This window comes from Sphaerisporangium sp. NPDC051011, assembly GCF_040653595.1.
Taxonomy (GTDB): Bacteria; Actinomycetota; Actinomycetes; order Streptosporangiales; family Streptosporangiaceae; genus Sphaerisporangium.
Genome location: NZ_JBFAGG010000028.1, coordinates 40,283 through 61,843, shown reverse-complemented (window position 1 = coordinate 61,843; position 21,561 = coordinate 40,283). Strand labels below are relative to the sequence as shown.

Genomic DNA, 21,561 nt, shown 5'->3' with positions numbered 1-21,561 from the left:
CTACAAGAGCCTGCGCGTCGACCGGCGCACCTACAAAGCGACCATCAGCATCGACATCTTGACAAAGCCGATCAGCCCCTAACTTCACGGCCTTGCCCTTTAGGCGGCGTTCTTCCACCGTCCCACGCAAGGGATCGTTCCTCACCCTTGCGCGTGCCGGCTCCAGAACACCGCCGCGCCCCGAACCAGGGTGGTGGCGTTGCGATCGGCCATGGGCACAGCCATGAACACACGACAAAGGGCGGTGTCTCATGGCCCGGCCCCATGAGACACCGCCCTGTCGGTCATGCGCGCGAGGGTCAGAGGATGTCGATGTTCCCCACGCCGACGCCCACGAGGCCGCCGTTGCCGACGCCGACGTTTCCGCCGCCGTGGCCGCCGCCGTAGTAGCCGCCGCCGTAACCGCCGCCGTAGTAGCCGCCGCCGTAGCCGCCGCCGATGAAGCCGCCGCCGCCGTAGTAGCCGCCGCCGTAGCCGACGGCGTAGCCGCCGAAGGCCGGGCCGCACGGCACGACCGTGGCGGTGGGGATGAGAGCCGCGGCGGGGCCGCAGGGGCAGCAGCTGGCCTTGGAGGCCTTGGCGGGACGGGCCGACTTGGCGGAGTCAGCGGAGGCGGCAGCGGCGGGGACGACGATGGCGATTCCGAGGCATGCCGTAGTGACCAGAAGACGGCGAATCATTCGTACTTCTCCTTGAGAGGACCATCGGAGCATAGGGGCAGGTGTGTACCCGTGGTGCCCTGACAGTTACTTACTGTGACCGCTCAGACAGTACCGAACCTGCGAGCCGGATTGGCGACGTCGAATGGTCAGACGACAGCAATGATTGGCGGGCCTTTACGTGGTCAGGCCGCGCGTTTCCTCCCGCCCGCAGGGAAGAAACGCTAGGTCAGGGCACCTGCCGCCCAGGTCGTCGCCGTCCATGGAACGCTCGTGGAGCGGCTTCGGGCCCCTTCCGGGTTGACCGAAGTTTTGACCGCCGGACTTTCCCGGCTCCGGGCGGGTCAGGACATTTGGTGCGGCGCCTGGGGCGTCGCCGGCCTCGTCAGCGCGACACCCGGGCGAGCCGCACATGCGCGCCGGGCGGCAGGCCGAGGCGCTGCGCGGCGTCCCCGGAGTTGACCGCGACCGAGACCATGCCCGCGGAGTCGGTGAAGGCGACGAGGTTCCCGGGCGCGACGGCCGCGTAGGTGTCGCGGAAGGGCACCGTGATCTGCCGCCTGCCCATGGACACCGCCAGCGTGTCGCCGACCTGGATGCCGAGGGTCGCGAGGTCGTCGGCGGTCACGGAGAGCTGGACGTTGCCGTAGCGGTCCAGCGAGAGGACCTCTCCCTCGGCCGCGCCTTCCCCGATGCGGGAGGTCGGCGCGGGCAGCGACAGCAGCCGGTCGAGCGGAATGCGCGGCCCGAGCTCGTCGGGCCTGCGGCCGGCGACCAGGTGGGCCGCCACCGGCGCGTACACGTCGCGCCCGTGGAAGGTGGGCGAGACGGGCGTGAGGAACAACTCCTCGTTGGTGATCTCGTACGCGACCCGCGCGCCGCCCGAGGCGAGCAGGGCCCACGACAGCAGGCCGTTGTCCGGGCCGATGAAGACGCGCTGCCCGGCCTCGACGGCGATCGAGCGCCGGGCACTCGCCGCCGACGGGTCGACCGCGGCGATGTGCACGCCGGTCGGCAGGTAGGGCAGAGTCTGGGCGAGGATCGCGGCGCCGCGGCGGATGTCCCCCGCGGGAACCAGGTGACAGACGTCGATGATGCGCGCCTCCGGGGCGATCCCGAGGATCACCCCGTGGCAGGACGCCACGAAGCCGTCTTCCAGCCCGTAGTCGGTGAGAAGCGTGATGACTGAGGTCACACTTGGTGACCCTACGTCGTGCGCTCGCGGTGTCATAGGGGCGGCCCACAGGTCTCCCGAAGTGTCATGAACAGCCGCGAATTCCCGACTACCATGGCCACGGGCCGCACGCGCGGCGCGGCCCAGGGTCGCGCTCGTCCGGGCGCACGTTCGCTGGTCTCCCGCTTCCCCCGCCCGGCCTGCCGTCCGCCTCTCCGCGTGCCCGACCGAGGAGGACCTGATGGACACCGCGCCGGATCCCGGTGACAGCGATCCCGAGGAAGGGCCGGCCCCCCGCGTCGCCGGGGAACTGACCGACCGGGAGCGCGAGCTCCTCGCCTTCGAGCGTCAGTGGTGGCGGTACGCGGGCGCCAAGGAGCAGGCGATCCGCGAGACCTTCGAGATCTCCGCGACCCGCTACTACCAGCTTCTCGGGCAGCTCATCGACCAGCCCGAGGCGCTGGCCCACGACCCGATGACGGTGAAGCGGCTGAGGCGCCTGCGGGCCTCGCGTCAGCGCGAGCGCGCGGCGCGGCGTCTCGGTATGCGCCCCTGATCGATGGGGTAGTGCTCCCCGCGTGACTCATGACCTGTTGCCGGACAACGCCGGTTTAGCGGCCATCACGGCCGATCCCGAGGGCGCCGTGATCGGGCTCGACTTCGACGGCACGCTCGCCCCGATCGTCCCCGACCCCGCCGACGCCCGCGTCGCCCCCGAGGCGGCGGCCGCGCTGGCGCGCCTGGGCGGCCTGGTGCGGGCCGTCGTCATCGTGACGGGCCGCCCCGCGGCCACGGCCGTCGAGTACGGGCAGGTGGCGGGCGGGCCGGGCCTCGCGGACGTCCCCGGCCTGGTGGTGCTCGGCCAGTACGGCCTGGAACGCTGGGAGGCCGGGCGGGTGACCTCGCCCCCGCCGCCGCCGGAGATCGACCGCGTGCGCGCCGAGGTGCCGGCCCTGGTCGCCTCGCTCGGGTTCACCGTCACCGACGGAACCGAGCCCGGCGTGACGCTGGAGGACAAGGGACGGGCCGTCGCCGTCCACACCCGGCGGGCCCCCGACCCCGAGGGGACGCTGCGCGCGCTGCGCGAGCCGCTCGGCAAGCTCGCGGCGTCGGCCGGGCTGACCGTCGAACCCGGCCGGCTGGTGCTGGAGCTGCGGCCCGCGGGCATGGACAAGGGGCACGCCCTCGGGGCCTTCCTCGCCGAGCGCGCCGCCAGGTCCGTGCTCTTCGCCGGGGACGACCTCGGCGACCTCGCGGCGTTCGAGGCCGTGCGCCTGTCGGGGCTGCCGGGCGTCACGGTGTGCAGCGCCTCGGCGGAGGTCACCGAGCTGGCCCGGCGCGCCGACGTGGTCGTGGACGGCCCGGCCGGGGTCGCGGCCCTGCTCACGTCGCTGGCGGACGCGATCACCCCTACCGGCGCGCGCTGAGCGCGATGCCCCCGATGGCGCAGGCGATCAGTACCGGCACCATGAGGAACGCCGTGTGGGTGCCGAAGCCGTCCGCCAGCGCCCCGAGCACGAACGGGCCCGCGCCGACCGCGACCGAGGTCCAGATGGACGCGGTGGCGCTCGCCTCGGACGCCCGCCCGCCGGAGGAGGCGATGACCCGGGACAGGCCGAGCGGGAACTGCACCGCGACGCCGAGGCCGCTCAGCACCAGGCCCGCGTAGCACAACAGCGGCCGGTCGCCGAGCCAGAACACCGTCCAGCCCGCGAGCGTCACCAGCAGCGCGCCGCCCAGCAGCCGCGTGGGGTCGATCCGCAGCGCCAGCCGCCCGGCCGCGAACCTGCCGGCGGCCACGCCGATGGTGAACGCGGTCAGCCCGGTGGCGGCGGCCGCGAGCGACATTCCCGTCTGGTCCGCCAGCAGCTCGGCGGCCCAGACGTTGAACAGGAACTCCATCGCCACCAGGCAGAACAGCACGCCGCACGCGGCGTGGAACCGCCAGCCGTAGGGAGCCTTCTGCGGGGCCGGGGCCGGGGCGGAGACCGGGTCCGGCCCGCCGCCGGGGGAGGGCGCGGGCACCCACACCCGGCCCATGAGCACGAGCAGCAGGAACATCGCCACAGGGGTGACCAGGATGCCGGCGCGCCAGCCGAGCGAGGTGGGCGCCAGCGCGCTGATCAGGTAGGACATGCCGATGCCGGCAGTGACGGCGACCGCGTTGGCCTCGTTGATGGCCGCGGGGGCCGCCGTGCCGTGGTGGTCGCTCAGCACCGACATGCCGATGTACAGCGAGATCGAGCCGCCGCCGCTGGCCAGGCCGTACCCGAGCAGCGTGACGGGCAGCGCCGTCGTGGCCGCGACGAGCAGGACGCCGCAGGTCATCCCGGCGAGGCCGAGCCAGGTCGCCCTGCGCCTGCCCACCTTGGCGATCACGCGGGGTATGGCGAGCCCGGCGATGACGCCGCCCACGGCCATGGCCGTGCCGTGCAGCCCGGCGACGGCCTGCGACACGCCCTGGTCGATGCGCAGCAGCGGGAGCGCGGCCGACAGGCCGTACAGATAGGTCGCGAATGTGGCGAGCTGGAAGTAGATCAGCCAGGTCGGACGGTCACGGGCGAGCGAACGGACGACTGCGGTCGAGCTCACTGATCCCCCGCGCCTCGAAAGCCTCGAATGAGCACGAAAGTATCACCAGGCGGACCTTCGCCGTGATCCACCCAAAGGTCAGAAAGCTCCTACCCTCGGCTTGAACACCCCCCTCTCGCCCATGCCGATGACCGCGCCCCGAACCCGCCGAGCGGAGCGAGGCCATAGGCACAGCTCAGGTGTCCAGGGCGGCGAGTTGGTCGGCGAACCAGCGGTGGGGCGGCAGGGCGGTCGCCGCCGCGCGCAGGCGGGCCCCGCGCTTGGCGCGCTCCTCCTCGGGGAGCACCAGCGCGTCGTGCAGGGCGTTCGCCGTGCCGGACACGTCGTAGGGGTTCACCATCAGCGCGTCGGCGCCCAGCTCGCTCGCCGCGCCGGCCTCGCGGGACAGCACCAGCGCGCAGTGCGGCGCGAGGATCGGGCCCTCCTTGGCGACGAGGTTCATGCCGTCCCGGATCGGGTTCACCAGCAGGACGTCCGCAATGCGGTAGGCCGCGAGCGAGCGGGCGTAGTCGTCGTTGACGTTGAGGATCAGCGGATCCCAGTCCTCGCCGCCGAACTCGTCCTCGATCTCGGTCGCGCAGCGCTGCACGGCCGCGGTGTACTCGCGGTATTCGGGCAGGTCGTGCCGGGAGGGATAGGCGAACGCCAGGTGCACGACCTTGCCGTGCCACTCCGGATGGTCGGTCAGGAACTGCTTGTAGGCGAGCAGGCCCCGGACGATGTTCTTCGACAGCTCCGTCCGGTCGATGCGCACGATGAGCTTCTTGTCGCCCACGCGCTCGCGCAGCGCCGTCATGTGCGACTCGACGTCCGGCTCCAGCGCGCGGGCCCACAGCGCGTCGCCGTCCACGCCGAGCGGGTGCACGCCGACGTGCGTCGTGCGGCCCTCGTACGCGATGGTGCGCGCGGCGCGGTCGACGCGAGCGCCGAGCAGCACCTCGCAGCAGTCCATGAACGCCGACGCCCACCGCGCGGTGAGGAAGCCGGCGCGGTCGGCGCCGAGGATGCCCGACAGCAGCTCGGCCGAGATGTCGTCGGGAAGCAGCGAGAAGTACTCCGGCGGGGCCCACGGCGTGTGCGAGAAGTGGGCCACGCGCAGGTCCGGGCGCTCCACGCGGAGCATCGCGGGGGCGAGGGTGAGGTGGTAGTCCTGGATCATGACGCGGGCGCCGTGCGCGGCCTCCTCGGCCAGGGCCAGCGCGAACGCGGCGTTGTAGTCCTGGTAGGACTCCCACTCGCGGCGGAAGCGGGTGTCGAACTGCGGCGAGTTCGGCGTGTCGTAGAGCAGGTGGTTGACGAACCACAGCGTGGAGTTGGCCACCGCGTTGTACGCGCGGTGGAAGGTGGCGGGCGGGATGTCCAGCATGCGCACCGCGCCGGTGTCGTAGCCCGCCTGGTCGAGCCGGCCGCCCGGGGCCCGGCGCACGGCGCTGCGGTCGCCGTCGGAGAGCGCGGCGCACACCCACAGCACGTCGGCGGCCTTGGCGATCTCGGACAGGCCGGACACCATGCCACCTCCGCCCCTGCGCATGGTCAGCGTGCCGTCGTCGGCGAGCGTGAACGAGACCGGGCCCCGGTTGGAGGCCATGAGAACCGTGTTCATCCGCTTACCACTCCTCGTCCGCCGTGCGGCGGTCGTCCCGCGCCGTTCTTCTTCTCCACGTTGGGATGCTCACCTGGCGGCAGATTATTTAAATTTAACGCTCCCAATAAGATGGGCCGGTGGTGGTGGTCAGGGCGAGGCGAGGGCCTCGCGGCCGAGGAGGGCTCCGACATGGCGCTTGACGAGACGACCGAGGAGCTTGCCCGTGCCGCGGCCCAAGGCGACCACCGGTCCCTCGGGGAGCTTCTCCGCCGCATCGAGCCCGACGTGCTTCGCCACTGCGCGCGGCTGCTGCCCTACCACCAGGACGCGGAAGAGGCTTGCCAGGATACTTTGCTGGCGGTCGCGCGCAACATCGGCAGGTTCGAGGGCAGGGCACGTTTTTCCACCTGGTTGCACATCGTCACGGCCAACTGCGCGCGCACGACGTACCGCTCGCTGAAGCGGCGGGCCGCCGAGCAGTCGTCGGAGGAACTGCCCGACCTTCGCGCCGACCCGCGCCGGGTGAGCGTCATCGCCGGGTCCAGGCTCGACCTGCTCGACGCGATGGAGGCGCTGGAGGCCGACAAGCCCGAACTCGCGCAGGCGCTGGTGCTGCGCGACATCTGCGAGCTCGACTACAACCAGGTGGCCGACCAGCTCGGCATCCCGCTCGGCACCGCCAAGTCGCGCATCCACCAAGCCCGCAAGTACGTCCAGGGCGTCCTCGGCGACGAGTACGGCAGGTTCACCTGAACCACCCCTCGGCCGTGAGACGTCTCGCCGTTTGAGACGCGGGGTCATCTCGCTGGGCCGCGAGGTACAGTGATGTCGGCCTGCCTGTCATGACGGCGGGTTCACAACTGCATATTGCTCATCCAGAGGGGTGGAGGGACCGGCCCTGCGAAGCCCCGGCAACCCTCCCGGCTGTGGTCATCGCGTCTCCGAATGTCGCGGCACTAGACCAGTGAGACCGGCCGGGACAGGTGCCAATTCCGGCCCGTGACCAAGGTGGTCCGGGCGAAGATGAGGGAAAGGCCTCGCTTCATGGCGCTCGCAACAGCTGAGATCACCACTTCCAACTCCTTCGGTCCCGCCGTGGCTCTCTCTTGCCGCGAATGCGGTACCCGGTACGACCTCGGCCCCACCTTCGCCTGTATCGAGTGTTTCGGGCCACTCGAAGTGGCCTACACCTGGAACAGCCCGGACTTCGACGGCACCGCGCCGGTCACGCGGGAGCAGATCGCGGCCGGGCCCTCCAACATCTGGCGCTACCGGGCGCTGCTGCCGGTGCCCGTGGACGTCGGCGTCAAGCCCAACCTCGCCCCCGGCTGGACCAAGCTCGTCAAGGCCGAGAACCTGGCCCGCGAGCTGGGGCTGCGCAGCCTGCACGTCAAGGACGACTCCGGCAACCCGACCCACTCCTTCAAGGACCGGGTCGTCGCCATCGCCCTGGAGGCGGCGCGCACCTTCGGTTTCCACACCCTGTCGTGCTCGTCCACGGGCAACCTCGCCGGCGCCGTCACCGCCGCGGCCGCCCGCGCCGGGCTCGACGCCTGCGTCTTCATCCCGGCCGACCTGGAGCAGCCCAAGATCGTCATGGCCTCGGTGTACGGCGGTCGCCTGGTCGGCATCCAGGGCACCTACGACGAGGTCAACCGGTTCTGCTCCGAGCTCATCGGCGACCCGCTCGGCGACCGCTGGGGTTTCGTCAACGTGAACCTGCGGCCGTACTACGCCGAGGGCTCCAAGACGCTCGCCTACGAGATCGCCGAGCAGCTCGGGTGGCGGATCCCCGACCAGATCGTCATCCCGGTGGCGTCCGGCTCCCAGCTCACCAAGGTGGACAAGGGCTTCAAGGAGCTGATCAAGCTCGGGCTCGTCGAGGACAGGCCGTACAAGATCTTCGGCGCGCAGGCCGAGGGCTGCTCGCCGGTGTCCGCCGCGTACAAGGACGGGCGCGACGTCGTGCAGCCGGTCAAGCCCGACACCATCGCCAAGTCGCTGGCCATCGGCAACCCCGCCGACGGGCCGTACGTGCTCGACATCGCGCGCCGCACGGGCGGCGCGGTCGAGGACGTCACCGACGCCGAGATCGTGGACTCCATCCGGCTGCTCGCGCGCACCGAGGGCATCTTCGCCGAGACGGCGGGCGGCGTCACCGTGGGAGTGCTGCGCAAGCTGCTGACCAAGGGGCTGCTGGACCCCGACGCCGAGACGGTCGTGCTCAACACCGGCGACGGCCTGAAGACCCTGGACGCGGTCTCCGACGAGGCCCGGCCGACCGCGGTCATCCGCCCCTCTCTCGACGCATTCCGTACGGCTGTCGTCGAAAACTCCTGAAAGGTCCCGATAAATGAGCGTTTCTGTGCGGATTCCGACGATTCTCCGTACGTACACCGACGGTGCCGCCGAGGTGAAGGGTGAAGGCGCGACGCTTCGCGACGTGTTGCAGAAGCTCGATGCGGACTTCCCCGGAATCGGGGCCCGTATTCTGGACGAAACGGGCAACATCCGCCGTTTTGTCAACGTGTATGTCGGAGAAGAGGACGTCCGTTTCATCGACGGACTTGACACTGTGACGCCCGAGGGCGCTCAGGTCTCGGTGATCCCGGCGGTCGCCGGAGGCTGACCATCGGCGGCGCCGGACGCCCGCGTGTCCCTCGGGATGCGCGGGCGTTCGCGCGTTCTGGGCCCGTGAACGGCCCAGCTATCACAATAGAAGCCTTACTGGGCCCTCTCGGTAGTGTAATTGTCAACTAACTAAACGCAAGTATGAAATAGTCGCGTACTGCTTAGAGCGAACGTCAAGAAGTAGTTTGGTGTTTGACTCTGTTGCGCCAAGGCATGCCACAGGTATGGTCGAGAACGATCGACGTGGCCGAGGAGTTCGCATGCGTCTCGGTTCCGAAGGTCACGGGCCTCGCGGAGGAGTGGGCGGGGTCCGGAGCCCAGCAAGAGGAGTCGGAAAGTGGCGCAGGGCACCGTCAAATGGTTTAACGCGGACAAGGGCTACGGCTTCATCGCGGTAGACGGTGGTAAGGACGTGTTTGTCCACTACTCGGCGATCCTGTCGGAGGGATACCGGTCGCTCGAACAGGGTCAGCGGGTGGAGTTCGAGATCACACAGGGCCAGAAGGGTCCACAGGCAGAGTCCGTGCGGACTGTGTGACGCGGCCGGCGTAGTCCGGCCCGCGGCGGGAGATCCACTGGTCTACCCACAGTCACGAGTTGGAGGGCCCGGTCCGCGCTTCATCGCGGCCCGGGCCTTCTCTCATCCCGGTACCTGCCCCAGCTGCGGATTCCCGCACATGCGTTCCCCGCCGATGAGCGCAGATCCAATATTGTGCATACGGTCGGACAAATCGCTGTGCCTCCCAGGTCATAGGGGTGGTCGCTTGCACTCGACCGGGTAGAGTGCTAAACAGTTCGTTGGCACTCTCGTGTGGAGAGTGACAAACCTGGATCGAGGCGTCGGGGCCCGGCTGATCCACGGCGACAGGTGTCGTGGGAACCGGGTCTACATGCCGTCGCGGGCGTCGGCTCGATCCGCCGCAAGCCACCCTGTATCTGGGAGGTCTAGCCGTATGGCAGCCAAGATGATCGCGTTCAACGAGGACGCCCGGCGCGGTCTCGAGCGCGGTATGAACCAGCTCGCCGACGCCGTCAAGGTGACCCTTGGTCCCAAGGGCCGCAACGTCGTGCTGGAGAAGAAGTGGGGCGCTCCCACCATCACCAACGACGGTGTCTCCATCGCCAAGGAGATCGAGCTCGAGGACCCGTGGGAGAAGATCGGGGCCGAGCTCGTCAAGGAAGTCGCGAAGAAGACCGACGACGTCGCGGGTGACGGCACCACCACCGCCACCGTGCTCGCCCAGGCGCTCGTCCGCGAGGGCCTGCGCAACGTCGCCGCCGGCGCCAACCCGATGTCCCTGAAGAAGGGCATCGAGGCCGCCGTCGAGCGCGTCAGCGAGGAGCTCTCGAAGATCGCGAAGGACGTGGAGACGAAGGAGCAGATCGCCTCCACCGCCTCCATCTCCGCCGGCGACACCCAGATCGGCGAGATGATCGCCGAGGCGATGGACAAGGTCGGCAAGGAAGGCGTCATCACCGTCGAAGAGAGCAACGCCTTCGGCCTCGAGCTCGAGCTCACCGAGGGCATGCGCTTCGACAAGGGCTACATCTCCGGGTACTTCGTGACCGACCCGGAGCGCATGGAGGCCGTCCTCGACGACCCCTACATCCTGATCGTCAACTCCAAGGTCTCCGCGAACAAGGACCTGCTGCCGCTGCTCGACAAGGTCGTGCAGTCCGGCAAGCCGCTCGTGATCATCGCCGAGGACGTCGAGGGCGAGGCCCTGGCCACCCTGGTCGTCAACAAGATCCGCGGCCTGTTCAAGTCCGTCGCCGTCAAGGCCCCGGGCTTCGGTGACCGCCGCAAGGCCATGCTGAGCGACATCGCCACCCTCACCGGCGGCCAGGTCATCAGCGAGGACGTCGGCCTCAAGCTCGAGACCGCCACCCTGGACCTGCTCGGCCGCGCGCGCCAGGTCATCATCACCAAGGACGAGACCACCATCGTCGACGGTGCCGGCGACCCCGAGCAGATCGCGGGCCGCGTGAACCAGATCCGCGTCGAGATCGAGAACACCGACTCCGACTACGACCGCGAGAAGCTCCAGGAGCGTCTCGCCAAGCTGGCCGGCGGCGTCGCCGTCATCAAGGCCGGCGCGGCCACCGAGGTCGAGCTCAAGGAGCGCAAGCACCGCATCGAGGACGCCGTCCGCAACGCGAAGGCGGCCGTCGAGGAGGGCATCGTCCCCGGCGGTGGCGTGGCCCTGATCCAGGCGGGCGCGAAGGCGTTCGACAAGCTGGAGCTCTTCAACGACGAGGCCACCGGCGCCTCCATCGTGCGCAAGGCGCTCGAGGAGCCGCTGAAGCAGATCGCCGTGAACGCCGGCCTCGAGGGCGGCGTCGTGGTGGAGCGGGTCCGCAATCTGGAGCCGGGCGTCGGCCTGAACGCCGCCACCGGTGAGTACGTGAACCTGCTCGAGGCCGGCATCATCGACCCGGCCAAGGTGACCCGCTCGGCGCTGCAGAACGCCGCGTCCATCGCGGCCCTGTTCCTCACCACCGAGGCGGTCATCGCCGAGAAGCCCGAGAAGACCCCGGCCGCTCCCGCCGTGCCCGGCGGCGGCGACATGGACTTCTGAGCCTCCGGCTCCCAGTTAACGCGAAAGGGCCACTCCCGGACCTCCGGGAGTGGCCCTTTCGCGGTATGCCCGGCATGGACGATCGCTTGGGGGTGAAAGTCCCCTCGATTGCGCAGGCGAGGGCGCTCGCTAGTCCAGCTGCTTTCTAATGATCGACATGGGTCATCCGTGCCGAGGCGCTACCCCGGCGGGCGTCCCTTGTCCAGATCAGAGAGATAAGAGAGGCCATGGAGCAGAACGCGGAATTAACCCAGGCAATCTGGAAGAAGTCCTCCCACTCAGGCGGCAGCGGTGGCAACTGTGTCGAGGTCGTCGGGCTGACAGGAGGGCGTCGTGCCGTACGTGACAGCAAGGACCTCACAGTCCCGGCCCTGGTGGTCGAGGCTGGCGCGTGGGTGGCCTTCGTTGAGGGCGTCAGAAACGACAAGTTCTAGTAGCACCCGCTGAGGGGGCCCGTGACGATCGTCGCGGGCCCCTTTCGCAGTACGCCCGGCATGGGCGATCGCTTGGGGTGGAAGTCCCCTGGAGGAAGAGGTGGTGCTGACGCTGAGCCGGAGGCAACTGCGCCGCTGTGAGGCGTGGTGGGAAGGAAGCCCGAGGCGAAACCCTGCACCGAGGGACACGAACCGTGTATGAGGCATGCCGGTCGGGGCGAGCCTGCTGCGTCAGGGATGTCACGCCGTGCCGGTCGCCAGCGGCTTGACCCAGCGGGCGCAGTCGTCCTGGCGCGTGTACCCGGCGGCGGACCACGCCTGGTGGGCGAGGGTGTTGGCGTGCAGGACCATCGCGTCGGCGCGCGTCCCGCCGAACTCGGCGAAGCGCCGCTCGGCTGGCAACGCTGTATCGGAACGCGATCCCGCGAGCCGAGCACCTGTACGAGATTTACTTGGTGGAGCGGCGTAAGGAGATGAACCAGTGAGCAGCTACCGAAAGTGGCGTGACAGTGATCACCTGGAGCGCGCGATCGAAACCGCGGGGGGACCCGAGCGGTTCGAGGACGAGGTGCAGCAGTTGCGCGAGGAGTCGCAAGGGATGGCCACTTGCCGAGATGCGCAAACGCCGCGGCCTCAACCAGCTACAGGTCGCTGAGCGCATGGGTATCTCTGTGGGACGCGTCTCCCAGATCGAGAAGGGCGATGTGTCCACCCGCGAGGTCCTGGACCGCTACGTCGCCGCCCTCGGTGGCGTTCTGAAACTTGTTGCGGACTTCGGTGACGAGCAGTTGAAAGTCAGCTGACCAAGCCCGATCACGTACTGCTGTAACTCTGAGGCGAATCGGTGCGGGTGAGTGACCACCTAGAGGAAGAGGTGGTGCTGACTTCGAGCCGGAGGCAAAGGTGTCATCGTGAGGTGGGGTCTGGAGGAAGCCCGAGCTCCGATCCTAAAAGTGGAGCGGCACCACAGTTGGCGCCGCTCCACGATGGACCTCAGGCCTCGCCGGTGGCCAGCGGCTTGACCCAGCGGGCGCAGTCGTCCTGGCGCGTGTACCCGGCGGCGGTCCACGCCGGGTGGGCGAGGGTGTTGGTGTGCAGGACCATCGCGTCGGCGCGCGTCCCGCCGAACTCGGCGAAGCGCCGCTCGGCGGCGTCCAGCAGGGTACCGGCGATGCCCTTGCGGCGGTGCGCCGGGTCGACGGCGAGGCGGTACAGGTGGCAGCGCCAGCCGTCCCACCCGGCGATGAGCGTGCCCGCGATCCGCCCGTCCAGCTCGGCGATCATCAAGGCGTCCGGGTCGCGTGCGATCAGCCGGCGCAATCCGCCGGCGGTGTCGTGGCGGTCCGTCCCCTCGGCGGCCTTCAGCCAGAACGCCAGCACGGCGTCCACGTCCTCGTCGACGGCGGTGCGGATGCGGGGGCCCGATCGTCCCTGTTCAGCCATGGCCCCGAACGTAACAGGAGGGCGCCCCGGACCGCGTCCAATTATCGGCCCGGCGCCCGGTGACCGTCCGTGGTCTGTGACCCGCTCCGGGGTTCTCCGGGGCGCACGGCCTCGGCGCGGGACTGTCATCATCGCCGATGCAACCTAGCGTGGGAGCATCCTGGCGATCGCCGCTTCGCCGAAACGATCGTGGTCGGCAAGGGCGTGCGCCTGTTCGAGGACGGCAACGACAAGCAGATCCCGCTGAAGCTCGCCGACTCCAAGACCTTCACCACGGGCGTCCTGTCCCTGACCTACGAACGCGCCTGACCCGGCCGCGCCCTCTTCGCCGCCACGACGGGCGGCGAAGAGGCTGTGCCTATGGCCGCGCCTCCGGCACGGCGTGTTCGTCAGACGTCGCCGGACACCCCGCACTCGCCGTCCGGCAGCTTGGGGGACGCGTCGTCGTACGGGTCGTCCTCGGGTCCCTTGCCGCCGCCGCGGCTGTAGAAGTCCGGGCGCAGGAAGTCGTCGTCCGGCTCGCACAGAGAGTTGAACGTCTCGTAATTGGTCTCGCCTATCCAGTGCCGCAGTTTCCCCTTGGGGTCGTTCCTCCAGAACTGGAACGTCCCCTTGACGTGCTGCATGGTCCGGTCGATCGGCGTGTTCTTCCCCTTCGGCCGTACGGCGTAGACGATGCGGTAGTCCCACAGGACGTCGATCTGGCGGTCGCCGTCCTCCACCGTGGACACGGCCGACATCGTGCCCTGCACCTTGATGACATCGCCCACCAGATCGACGAATCCGGGCGCGAAGCTGGTCACCCAGCCCCGGGTGTTCTTGCTCGGGTCCTTGCTGTCCAGGTCTTTGAGGAAGTGCTCGCGCTGCTCGGGGTCGAGCATGCCCGCGAAGGTGTCCGTACGGCCGTCGATCACGGTCCGCCGGTCGAGATGGGCCGCGACCAGCAATTCCTTGCTCGTCTTGTACGCGGCCGCGACGTCCTGTTCCGAGTAGCCCTTCACGGCCTGGGCCCGCGGTATGGCGATGCCCTTCTGGCCGTCGCCGAAATGCTCCGAGGGAGAGTTCGCGAACGGCCGTTCCGGGTCGATGATCTCTTTGTCGGTGAGCTGCGAGGCCATGTAGTCGACGCTTCCGCAGCCCGCCAGCGCGACGGCGGTGAGAGTGGTGGCCGTCAAATGGCGTAATTTGGGTGATTTTCGGGACACGAGGGGATGCTAGGGGCGTCCGACCTCGTTGATCAACTAGGTTGCGGCGCCGGTGAGCTGGGGTGGGAGGTCGGTGGTGTGGAGGACCGTCAGGCTGGTGACGGCGCGGGTGAGGACGACGTAGAGGCGGGCGAGGCCGCGCTCCTCGGCGGCGGCGATGTCGGCGGGCTCGGCGACGATGACGTGGTCGTACTCCAGGCCCTTGGCGAGCGTGGCGGGGATCACCGAGAGGCGTTCGCCGGGGGAGGAGTCGGGGCCGAGGACGTCGTGGCCGACCCCGCGGGTCGTGAGCGCCGCAGAGAAGGCCGGGACGGCGGCGTCCGCGGCGATCAGCCCGATGGACCCCTCCCGGCCGGCCGCCCGCTCCACCGCGGCCGTCACGGCGGACGTCAGGTCGCCGGTCCTGAGGATCGACAGCGAGCCCGCGCCCGGGCGCAGGGAGCGCGGCGCGGCCAGGGCGGGGGCGACGGAGGGCAGCAGGCGCGCGGCGAAGTCGAGCACCTCGCGCGGGACGCGGAAGCCCAGCGTGAGCTCGGTGACCATGCCCTCGGCGAACCCCAGGTGGTGCAGCACTTCCTCCCACGAGCGCGCCGACCACGGGGTCGTCCCCTGGGCGAGGTCGCCGAGGACGGTCGCCGAGCCGGTGCGGCAGCGACGTCCGAGGGCGCGTAGCTGCATGGCGGACAGGTCCTGCGCCTCGTCCACGACGACGTGGCCGAGCGTGGGGGTGCGCTCGATGAGGTCGGTCAGCTCGTCCAGCAGCGCCGCGTCGGCGGCCGACCACTTGGCGGACTTCCACGACCGCGGCGGCTTGCGCCACAGCAGTGTCTCGCGCTGCTCGGCGGTGAGGTCGTCGCGGGCGGCGCGGGCCAGGAACTCGCCGTCGGACAGCAGGCGGAACAGCACCTGCTGCGGGGTGACGCGCGGCCAGACGGCGTCCATCAGCTGCTTGACCGGCTTGGACCTGGCCACGGCGTCCTGGACGCGGTCGTCTGGGGACTCGCCGCGCTGCTCCATGCGCACGAGCACGGCGTGGGCCAGGCGCTGGGCGAGCGCCGCGCGGCCGGGGCCGTACCGCGTCGTGCCGCGCAGGGACGCGACGATCTCGCGCACCTCGTGGTCGGGGACGCGGAACCGGTTGACGCCGCGGGTGATCAGCAGGCCCTCCTCGGGCTTGCTGATGTGCAGCCAGAGCGCGCGGCGCAGGACGGGGGCCATGCGCGCGTCGCCCTTGAGCGCGGCGACGGCGGCGTCCTCGGGGGCGGCGTGGTCGCCGAGGATGCCGGCGACGGTGGTCTGGTCGACGCGCACCTCGCCGAGGGCGGGCAGGACGGAGGAGATGTAGGAGAGGAACGCGCGGTTCGGCCCCACGATCATGACGCCCGAGCGCGACAGCTTCTCGCGGTGGGTGAAGAGCAGGTAGGCGGCCCGGTGCAGGCCGACGGCGGTCTTCCCGGTGCCGGGGGCGCCCTGGACGCAGACCGTGCTGCCGAGGTCGGCGCGGACGATCTCGTCCTGGTCGGGCTGGATCGTCGCCACGATGTCGCGCATCGGGCCCGTGCGCGGGCGCTCGATCTCCTCGGTGAGGATGTGGGACTCCTGGAGCGTCGTGCCCTGGTCCAGCGGTTCGTCCTCGTAGGCGGTGAGGGCGCCGCCGTGGAACCCGAACCTGCGGCGGCGCCGCACGCCCATCGGGTCGGACGGGCGGGCCTGGTAGAACGCCCGGGACACCGGCGCGCGCCAGTCGATCACCAGGGGACGGCTGTTGTCGTCGTGCACGTGGCGGCGGCCGACGTGGATCGTGAGGGGGAGGTCGTCGTCGCCCGCGCGGTCGAGGCGGCCGAAGAACAGCGGGGTGTCGGGGTGGTCGGCGAGGGCGGCCACGCGCTGGTCGAGCAGGCCCTGGAGCACCTGCTGGGACACCCAGTCGCCCGCGGCGTCGGCCGACAGGGACTGCGCGTGCTCGCGCATCGCCCGCAGCGCGGCGTGGGAGGCCGCGAGGTGGGCGCGCTCGGCCTCCAGGACGTCCGCCGGGTCGGGGGGCTCGCCGGGCCCGTGGGTGGAGGCGATGGGGTGGGAGGGGGATTTGCCGGGTTCGGCGTCGGAGGAATCGGGGTTCTGGTCAGGTATGTCAGGGGCCAGTTGATGTCCGGGCATGCGGACGTACTCCTTCAGGGTCGGAGGTGGTCGTCAAAACGCACGAACCCACAAGCCTAGTACGTCCGGCCCCGCACGCGCCGTGTCGCCAGAGTGACGCGTGTCCGCGCCGGCGTGTGATGTGGCCCTTGCCCCGGAGTTTGCCGAGAGTTGGCCTTTGGGTACGCCGTGGGGGTGACGACGCGTACTCCGGTGGCGGTCTCTCCGGTCATCCCGGCCCTGGCGAACCTGCTCCTCGGCGGGTTGTGGGTTGTCTCCGTCTTCGCGGGCTGGGGTTTCCAGGCGTTCTGCGGCAGCGGTGAGCCGCCCGAGTCCTGTATGGACCGGCTCGGCATGGTTTCCCTGCTCTCCGGTCTCTTCGCGGTGGCCGCCGCGACGTGCACGGCGGCGGCCCTTCTTCCACCCCTATTCCGGAAATACCCGGAAAAGTCCCTCCTGTTGGTAGGGATTGCGACGGCTTCCTGGCTAATCGCGCTGGCCGTGCTTTACGTCGGCGGGTTAGTCGGTCGGTGATCTGGCCGATACGCTGCGTCGCCGTATACCAAAATCCCGAAAAAGCGGGACAATCCCTGTGATTTGGTTAGATCATAGGGTATGTCGCAGTTGGCGCCGTGGGAGCCAATGAGCGAGGGGGTGAGGGTGTTGTCCAGGGGTATTTCGTGGATCTGAATGTCTGTCTCGGCTGAAAGTTTTCTCAAGACAGCATTTGGGGGGGACGGCGGCGTGCCGCTCAGCGTGTTTATTCGCTGGCGCGCACGTCGTCGGCATCGATGATTTGGTAGGCGTAACCCTGCTCGGCCAGAAAGCGCTGGCGGTGCGCCGCGAAATCCTGATCCACCGTGTCCCTGCTCACCACCGAGTAGAACCGCGCGCCGCCGCCGTCCGCCTTCGGGCGCAGCACCCGGCCGAGTCGCTGGGCCTCCTCCTGGCGTGAGCCGAACGTCCCCGACACCTGGATGGCGACCGACGCCTCCGGCAGGTCGATCGAGAAGTTCGCGACCTTCGAGACGACCAGGACCTGGATCTCCTTGTCGCGGAACGCCTGGAACAGCCGCTCGCGCTCCTTCACCCGCGTCTCGCCCTTGATCACCGGCGCGCCGAGGTGCTCCGCCAGCTCGTCGAGCTGGTCGATGTACTGCCCGATGACCAGCACCTGGTCGCCCGCGTGCCGCCGCACCAGCGTCTCGGTGACCCGGGTCTTGGACGGCGTCGTCGCGCAGAAGCGGTAGCGCTCCTCCGGTTCGGCCATCGCGTACGCCAGTCGCTCGGAGTCCGTCAGCGTGACCCGGACCTCGACGCAGTCGGCGGGCGCGATCCAGCCCTGGTTCTCCATCTCCTTCCACGGCGCGTCGTACCGCTTCGGGCCGATCAGGGAGAACACGTCCCCCTCGCGGCCGTCCTCGCGGACCAGCGTCGCGGTCAGGCCGATGCGCCGCCGGGCCTGCAGGTCGGCGGTCATGCGGAAGATCGGCGCGGGCAGCAGGTGGACCTCGTCGTACACCACCAGCCCCCAGTCGCGCGCGTCGAAGAGCTCCAGGTGACGGTAGGTGCCCTGTCGGCGGGTCGTCATCACCTGGTAGGTGGCGATGGTCACCGGGCGGATCTCCTTCTTGCTCCCGGAGTACTCGCCGATCTCGTCCTCGGTCAGCGAGGTGCGCTTGAGCAGCTCCTGCTTCCACTGGTGAGCCGAGACCGTGTTGGTGACCAGGATCAGCGTCGTGGCCTGCGCGTGGGCCATGGCCGCCGCGCCCACGAGCGTCTTGCCCGCGCCACAGGGCAGCACGACCACCCCGGAGCCGCCGTGCCAGAACGCGTCCGCCGCCTCCCGCTGGTAGGGGCGCAGCTTCCACGCGTCCTCGGCCAGGGAGATCGGGTGGTGCTCGCCGTCGACGTACCCCGCGAGGTCCTCGGCGGGCCAGCCAAGCTTCAGCAGCGCCTGCTTGATGTTGCCCCGCTCGCTCGGGTGCACGGCGACGGTGTCGTCGCCGATGCGCGCGCCCAGCATGGGCTGCACCTTCTTGGACCGCAGCACCTCTTCGAGCACGGCCTTGTCGGTGCTGGTCAGCGTGAGCCCGTGGTGCTCGCTCTTCTCCAGCCGCAGCCGACCGTACCGGGACATCGTCTCGGCGATGTCGACCAGCAGCGCGTGCGGCACCGGGTAGCGGCTGTGGGTGATCAGCGCGTCCACGACCTGCTCGGCGTCGTGCCCGGCGGCACGCGCGTTCCACAGCGCCAGCGGGGTGACCCGGTAGGTGTGGACGTGCTCCGGCGCCCGCTCCAGCTCGGCGAAGGGCGCGATCGCCTTGCGGCACTCGTCCGCCCTCTCGTGGTCCACTTCGAGCAGCAGCGTCTTGTCCGACTGGACGATCAGCGGGCCATCAGACACGTTTCCTCTTCTCCCTCGGTTCTCCCTGGTCTCCCCGGGCTCGTACGTGGGCCGCCGGTTCGTACGCCTATCCAACAAGACGGCGGGCCGGATCAGTCCCGCTTCCCTCGGCCGGACGTCGTCGTACCACCATACGGAAGGGGGGAAGGTCAGTTCACGTCGGCGACGCCGGTGATGCGGTGCAGCGCGAAGCGGTGGACGGCCGCGCGCGTCTCGTCGTAGGCGGTGAGGTAGCCGCCCTCCATGCGGGCGGGTTCGAGGATGCGGCTGGTGGCCTGGCCCTGGGAGTCCAGGTAGCCGATCCAGACCCGCGAGCCCTGCCGGATCGCCTCCTGCAGCAGCGTGACCGTCCCTGTCGAGGGCGTGCGCGGCACCTGCCCGTCGGGCGCCGCGGACGGCAGCCGGCGCGCCTGGTGGGCTTCTTCCCCGGCGCGCATCGCCCGCACGGCCGCCGCCACGAGATCGGCGTCCGGGGCCGAGGCGCCGACCGGGGGACGGACGGACGGCGGGCGCTCCGTGCGCCGCGCGTCGGCCCGGGTCACCAGCACGTCGCCCTCCGCCGACTCGGCGACCGGGGAGTATCCGAACGCGCGCAGCGAGTCGACCACGACCGCCCGGGAGCTGCGGGACGCGACCACCGTGGGCGCCAGGCGGCGCAGCCGCAGCGGGACCGCGCGCTTGTCGGCCATCACCTCGTCGAGCACGGCCGGGTCGTCGCAGCGCACGTACGAGCTGGCGGTGCCCACCCGGACGCGGCCGTGCCGGCGCGCGACGTCGGACACCAGGTAGCGCAGCGGCTGGGGGACCGGCGTCGCCGAGTGCTTCTCCAGCATGGACACCAGCTCGTCCCCGCTCGACCCGGCGTCCAGCGCGCGGCGGATCGAGTCCTCCGAGAAGCGGTACACCGTCGCGCCGCCCTTGGACTCCACATCGGCGGCCAGCGCGAGCCAGCGCCCGAGATCGCTGGTCAGCGGCCCGGGGGCGACGGCCGTGAGGTCGGCCTGGAGCAGTACGTGGTCCACCGGTTCGGGCAGCAGCGGCGCCAGCAGCCCGGCGGGGCCGTCCTTGACCTGGGCCTGGCCGGGCAGCAGCGGGCGGCCGAACAGCGACAGCGCGCCGAGGCCGGTCAGCCCGAGCTGCTCTGCCTCGCGCAGCGTGAAGCCCACCAGTTGATCGCGGTAGGAGCCGCGGCGGCGCGGCTGCTCGAACGCGAGCCGCTCGCGCACCGACTCGGCGGACGGCGCGAGGCCCGGCCCGGCCGAGGCCAGTACGCGCAACGTGCGCACCCGGACCTCGGCGGCGGTGGGCCTGCGCAGCTCGGGGTGCAGGACGTTCAGCAGGCGGTCGCGGTCGTCGCGCTCGCCGACCAGGCCGGGCACGCGGTCGCTGGTCAGCCAGGCCATGGCCAGGACCTCCCAGCGGTCCTCGGTGGCCTTCACCCGCCAGGCGTCGTAGGACGTCGTCGGCAGCCACTCGCCGTCCGTGGGGGCGCTGGAGGCGATCAGGCCCGCCGCGTGCGCGGACTCGATGACCAGCGCGGCCGTCCATTCGGGCAGGTCCAGGAGCTGGGCCGTCTTCTTCAGATCGCGTACGGAGAGGCCGCCCGTGCGCAGCGTGCCCGGCGGGTCGACGCCCCAGCGCTCGCACAGCTCCTCGGTCGTGCGGACGAACGCGAACGCCTGCCCGGCCGCCGTGCGGTCGGCCAGTGCCTGGTCGCGGGCCGTCCCGGCGAGCGGCGGCGCGCCCGGGCGCAGGTCGCGGTGCACCCGGCCGCCGCGCAGGACCAGCCCGACCTCGCGGGGCAGCACGACCGACTCCTCGCCGGTCGCGGCGAGCAGGCCGCGGGCGAGCAGCTCCTCGATGGGGGACTGCGCGGTGGCGACGCTGACCTCCCGCCGGGCGTTCGGCAGGCGGCCCGCCGGAGGGCCCCACGCGAGCTCGTCCAGGGCCGCGCGGGCCTGCGGGCCGATGTCCCCCAGCAGGCGCTCGACGATGCCGCCCTCGGCCAGCAGCCCGGCCAGGCGCTTCACCCCGGTCTCGTCCCCCTTCCGCCCCTGGTGGATCGCCCGGACGAGCTCCTCCAGGCGCTCGGGCGGGTGGTGCCGGAACACCTCGGCGGCCGGGGGGCCGAGCCCGGCCGGCGCGTCTGACACGTCTCGGACGCCCGGCGCGGGACGCAGCGCGTCGTCCGGGCCGTACACCAGGGCCAGGCCGCGCAGCCGGTCGACCGCCTCCCGCAGCGGCCCGTTCAGCGGCCCGGCGTCGGACGGGACGGACCGGGCGATCGCCGCGCGCAGCTCGGCGTGCGGCACGCCGGGGCCGTCCTCGGTGGTCACGACCAGCAGCGTCTCGACGACCGCCAGCGCGAAGCGGTCGAGCCGGTCGAGCGCCCGGCCGGTCGCCGAGGGGCTGGTGGCGCGGATCACGAGCCCTTCGAGGTGGGCGGGGACGGGGGTGATCAGCTCGGGGCGCCCGGCCACCAGCGCGCGCAGCCGCTCGTCCGGCAGGCCGCGCAGCCATTCAGTGAACCGGGTGTCCATCAATCGCCACCGAACCCTCTGTCCACCGTCACCGCAAACGCCCGCTCGCCGTAGAAACCGTTTCCTCCATCGTAGGAGGCCGCGCGTGGTCGCACACCGGGCGGGCGATCACAAACCGGGGGCCCGTTGTTTGCCCGTTCGGGCGAAACGGCGCGTGGGCTCGGGCGCGCCCGGGT

The 21,561-nt window shown here is 70.6% G+C and carries 20 protein-coding genes and 1 riboswitch; of the genes, 10 read left to right on the top strand and 10 right to left on the bottom strand.

The genetic code is table 11. The features are described from left to right. Positions 1–299: 299 nt before the first annotated feature. Together AB0H21_RS39115 and AB0H21_RS39110 are read right to left on the bottom strand one after the other, a co-directional pair. Positions 300–680: a hypothetical protein gene (locus AB0H21_RS39115; RefSeq protein ID WP_358526848.1), complete on the bottom strand. Its 381-nt coding sequence runs from the start codon at positions 678–680 to the stop codon at positions 300–302. Positions 681–1,044: 364 nt separating this feature from the next. After that, positions 1,045–1,854 carry an SAM-dependent chlorinase/fluorinase gene (locus AB0H21_RS39110; RefSeq protein WP_358526847.1) on the bottom strand — a complete coding sequence of 270 codons (810 nt, stop codon included), beginning with the start codon at positions 1,852–1,854 and terminating at the stop codon, positions 1,045–1,047. 220 nt (positions 1,855–2,074) lie between these two features. On the opposite strand from AB0H21_RS39110, the gene AB0H21_RS39105 reads away from it, so the two are divergent. Next, a complete protein-coding gene (locus AB0H21_RS39105) occupies positions 2,075–2,389 on the top strand; it encodes a DUF3263 domain-containing protein (RefSeq protein ID WP_358526845.1) in 315 nt (104 codons plus the stop codon). Positions 2,390–2,411: 22 nt separating this feature from the next. Beyond that, entirely contained in the window at positions 2,412–3,260 is an 849-nt protein-coding gene (otsB, locus tag AB0H21_RS39100) for a trehalose-phosphatase (RefSeq protein WP_358526843.1), read from the top strand. Here the strand turns inward: otsB and AB0H21_RS39095 are convergent. Continuing rightward, positions 3,244–4,425, bottom strand: coding sequence for an MFS transporter (locus tag AB0H21_RS39095; protein ID WP_358526841.1), 1,182 nt, complete (start codon positions 4,423–4,425; stop codon positions 3,244–3,246). The two genes, otsB and AB0H21_RS39095, sit on opposite strands and share 17 nt — an antisense overlap. 175 nt (positions 4,426–4,600) lie before the next feature. Then, a complete protein-coding gene (locus tag AB0H21_RS39090) occupies positions 4,601–6,028 on the bottom strand; it encodes a trehalose-6-phosphate synthase (protein WP_358526840.1) in 1,428 nt (475 codons plus the stop codon). A 171-nt stretch (positions 6,029–6,199) separates the two neighbouring features. Here AB0H21_RS39090 and AB0H21_RS39085 point away from each other — a divergent pair, with 171 nt between their 5' ends. The 6 genes from AB0H21_RS39085 (at position 6,200) to AB0H21_RS39060 (ending at position 11,654) form a co-directional block, all read left to right on the top strand. Further along, positions 6,200–6,763 (top strand): RNA polymerase sigma factor, encoded by a 564-nt coding sequence (locus tag AB0H21_RS39085; RefSeq protein ID WP_358526838.1) that lies wholly within the window; start codon positions 6,200–6,202, stop codon positions 6,761–6,763. 115 nt (positions 6,764–6,878) lie between these two features. After that, positions 6,879–7,040: riboswitch (SAM riboswitch) on the top strand. Between the two features lie 14 nt (positions 7,041–7,054). Beyond that, positions 7,055–8,350 carry a threonine synthase gene (gene thrC, locus AB0H21_RS39080; RefSeq protein WP_358526836.1) on the top strand — a complete coding sequence of 432 codons (1,296 nt, stop codon included), beginning with the start codon at positions 7,055–7,057 and terminating at the stop codon, positions 8,348–8,350. A 13-nt stretch (positions 8,351–8,363) separates the two neighbouring features. Beyond that, positions 8,364–8,639 carry a MoaD/ThiS family protein gene (locus AB0H21_RS39075; protein ID WP_358526834.1) on the top strand — a complete coding sequence of 92 codons (276 nt, stop codon included), beginning with the start codon at positions 8,364–8,366 and terminating at the stop codon, positions 8,637–8,639. 339 nt (positions 8,640–8,978) lie between these two features. After that, entirely contained in the window at positions 8,979–9,179 is a 201-nt protein-coding gene (locus tag AB0H21_RS39070; protein ID WP_354845365.1) for a cold-shock protein, read from the top strand. Positions 9,180–9,594: 415 nt separating this feature from the next. Further along, positions 9,595–11,220, top strand: coding sequence for a chaperonin GroEL (gene groL / locus AB0H21_RS39065; RefSeq protein WP_358526832.1), 1,626 nt, complete (start codon positions 9,595–9,597; stop codon positions 11,218–11,220). Positions 11,221–11,447: 227 nt separating this feature from the next. Next, positions 11,448–11,654, top strand: a complete 207-nt coding sequence (locus AB0H21_RS39060) for a DUF397 domain-containing protein (RefSeq protein WP_358526830.1) — start codon at positions 11,448–11,450, stop codon at positions 11,652–11,654. Positions 11,655–11,894: 240 nt separating this feature from the next. Here AB0H21_RS39060 and AB0H21_RS39055 read toward each other — a convergent pair whose 3' ends face one another. Next, positions 11,895–12,056, bottom strand: coding sequence for a hypothetical protein (locus AB0H21_RS39055; protein WP_358526829.1), 162 nt, complete (start codon positions 12,054–12,056; stop codon positions 11,895–11,897). Between the two features lie 212 nt (positions 12,057–12,268). Here AB0H21_RS39055 and AB0H21_RS39050 point away from each other — a divergent pair, with 212 nt between their 5' ends. Further along, positions 12,269–12,457 carry a helix-turn-helix transcriptional regulator gene (locus AB0H21_RS39050; protein ID WP_358526827.1) on the top strand — a complete coding sequence of 63 codons (189 nt, stop codon included), beginning with the start codon at positions 12,269–12,271 and terminating at the stop codon, positions 12,455–12,457. A gap of 190 nt (positions 12,458–12,647) precedes the next feature. Here the strand turns inward: AB0H21_RS39050 and AB0H21_RS39045 are convergent, their stop codons facing one another. The 3 genes from AB0H21_RS39045 to AB0H21_RS39035 all read right to left on the bottom strand — a co-directional run bounded on the left by AB0H21_RS39045 (position 12,648) and on the right by AB0H21_RS39035 (position 16,459). Further along, positions 12,648–13,097 (bottom strand): GNAT family N-acetyltransferase, encoded by a 450-nt coding sequence (locus AB0H21_RS39045; RefSeq protein ID WP_358526826.1) that lies wholly within the window; start codon positions 13,095–13,097, stop codon positions 12,648–12,650. 389 nt (positions 13,098–13,486) lie between these two features. After that, positions 13,487–14,272 (bottom strand): hypothetical protein, encoded by a 786-nt coding sequence (locus tag AB0H21_RS39040; protein WP_358526824.1) that lies wholly within the window; start codon positions 14,270–14,272, stop codon positions 13,487–13,489. 66 nt (positions 14,273–14,338) lie between these two features. Continuing rightward, the gene (locus AB0H21_RS39035; protein WP_358526822.1) at positions 14,339–16,459 is read right to left on the bottom strand and encodes an AAA family ATPase; all 2,121 of its coding nucleotides are present in this window, start codon (positions 16,457–16,459) and stop codon (positions 14,339–14,341) included. Positions 16,460–16,633: 174 nt separating this feature from the next. Between AB0H21_RS39035 and AB0H21_RS39030 the strand changes: the two genes are divergently transcribed. After that, positions 16,634–16,972: a hypothetical protein gene (locus AB0H21_RS39030; protein ID WP_358526820.1), complete on the top strand. Its 339-nt coding sequence runs from the start codon at positions 16,634–16,636 to the stop codon at positions 16,970–16,972. 226 nt (positions 16,973–17,198) lie between these two features. Here the strand turns inward: AB0H21_RS39030 and AB0H21_RS39025 are convergent, their stop codons facing one another. Both AB0H21_RS39025 and AB0H21_RS39020 read right to left on the bottom strand, forming a co-directional pair. After that, positions 17,199–18,845 (bottom strand): DNA repair helicase XPB, encoded by a 1,647-nt coding sequence (locus tag AB0H21_RS39025; RefSeq protein WP_358526819.1) that lies wholly within the window; start codon positions 18,843–18,845, stop codon positions 17,199–17,201. A 149-nt stretch (positions 18,846–18,994) separates the two neighbouring features. After that, complete coding sequence (locus tag AB0H21_RS39020) at positions 18,995–21,385, bottom strand: helicase C-terminal domain-containing protein (RefSeq protein WP_358526818.1); 2,391 nt, start codon at positions 21,383–21,385, stop codon at positions 18,995–18,997. Between the last annotated feature and the right edge of the window lie 176 nt (positions 21,386–21,561).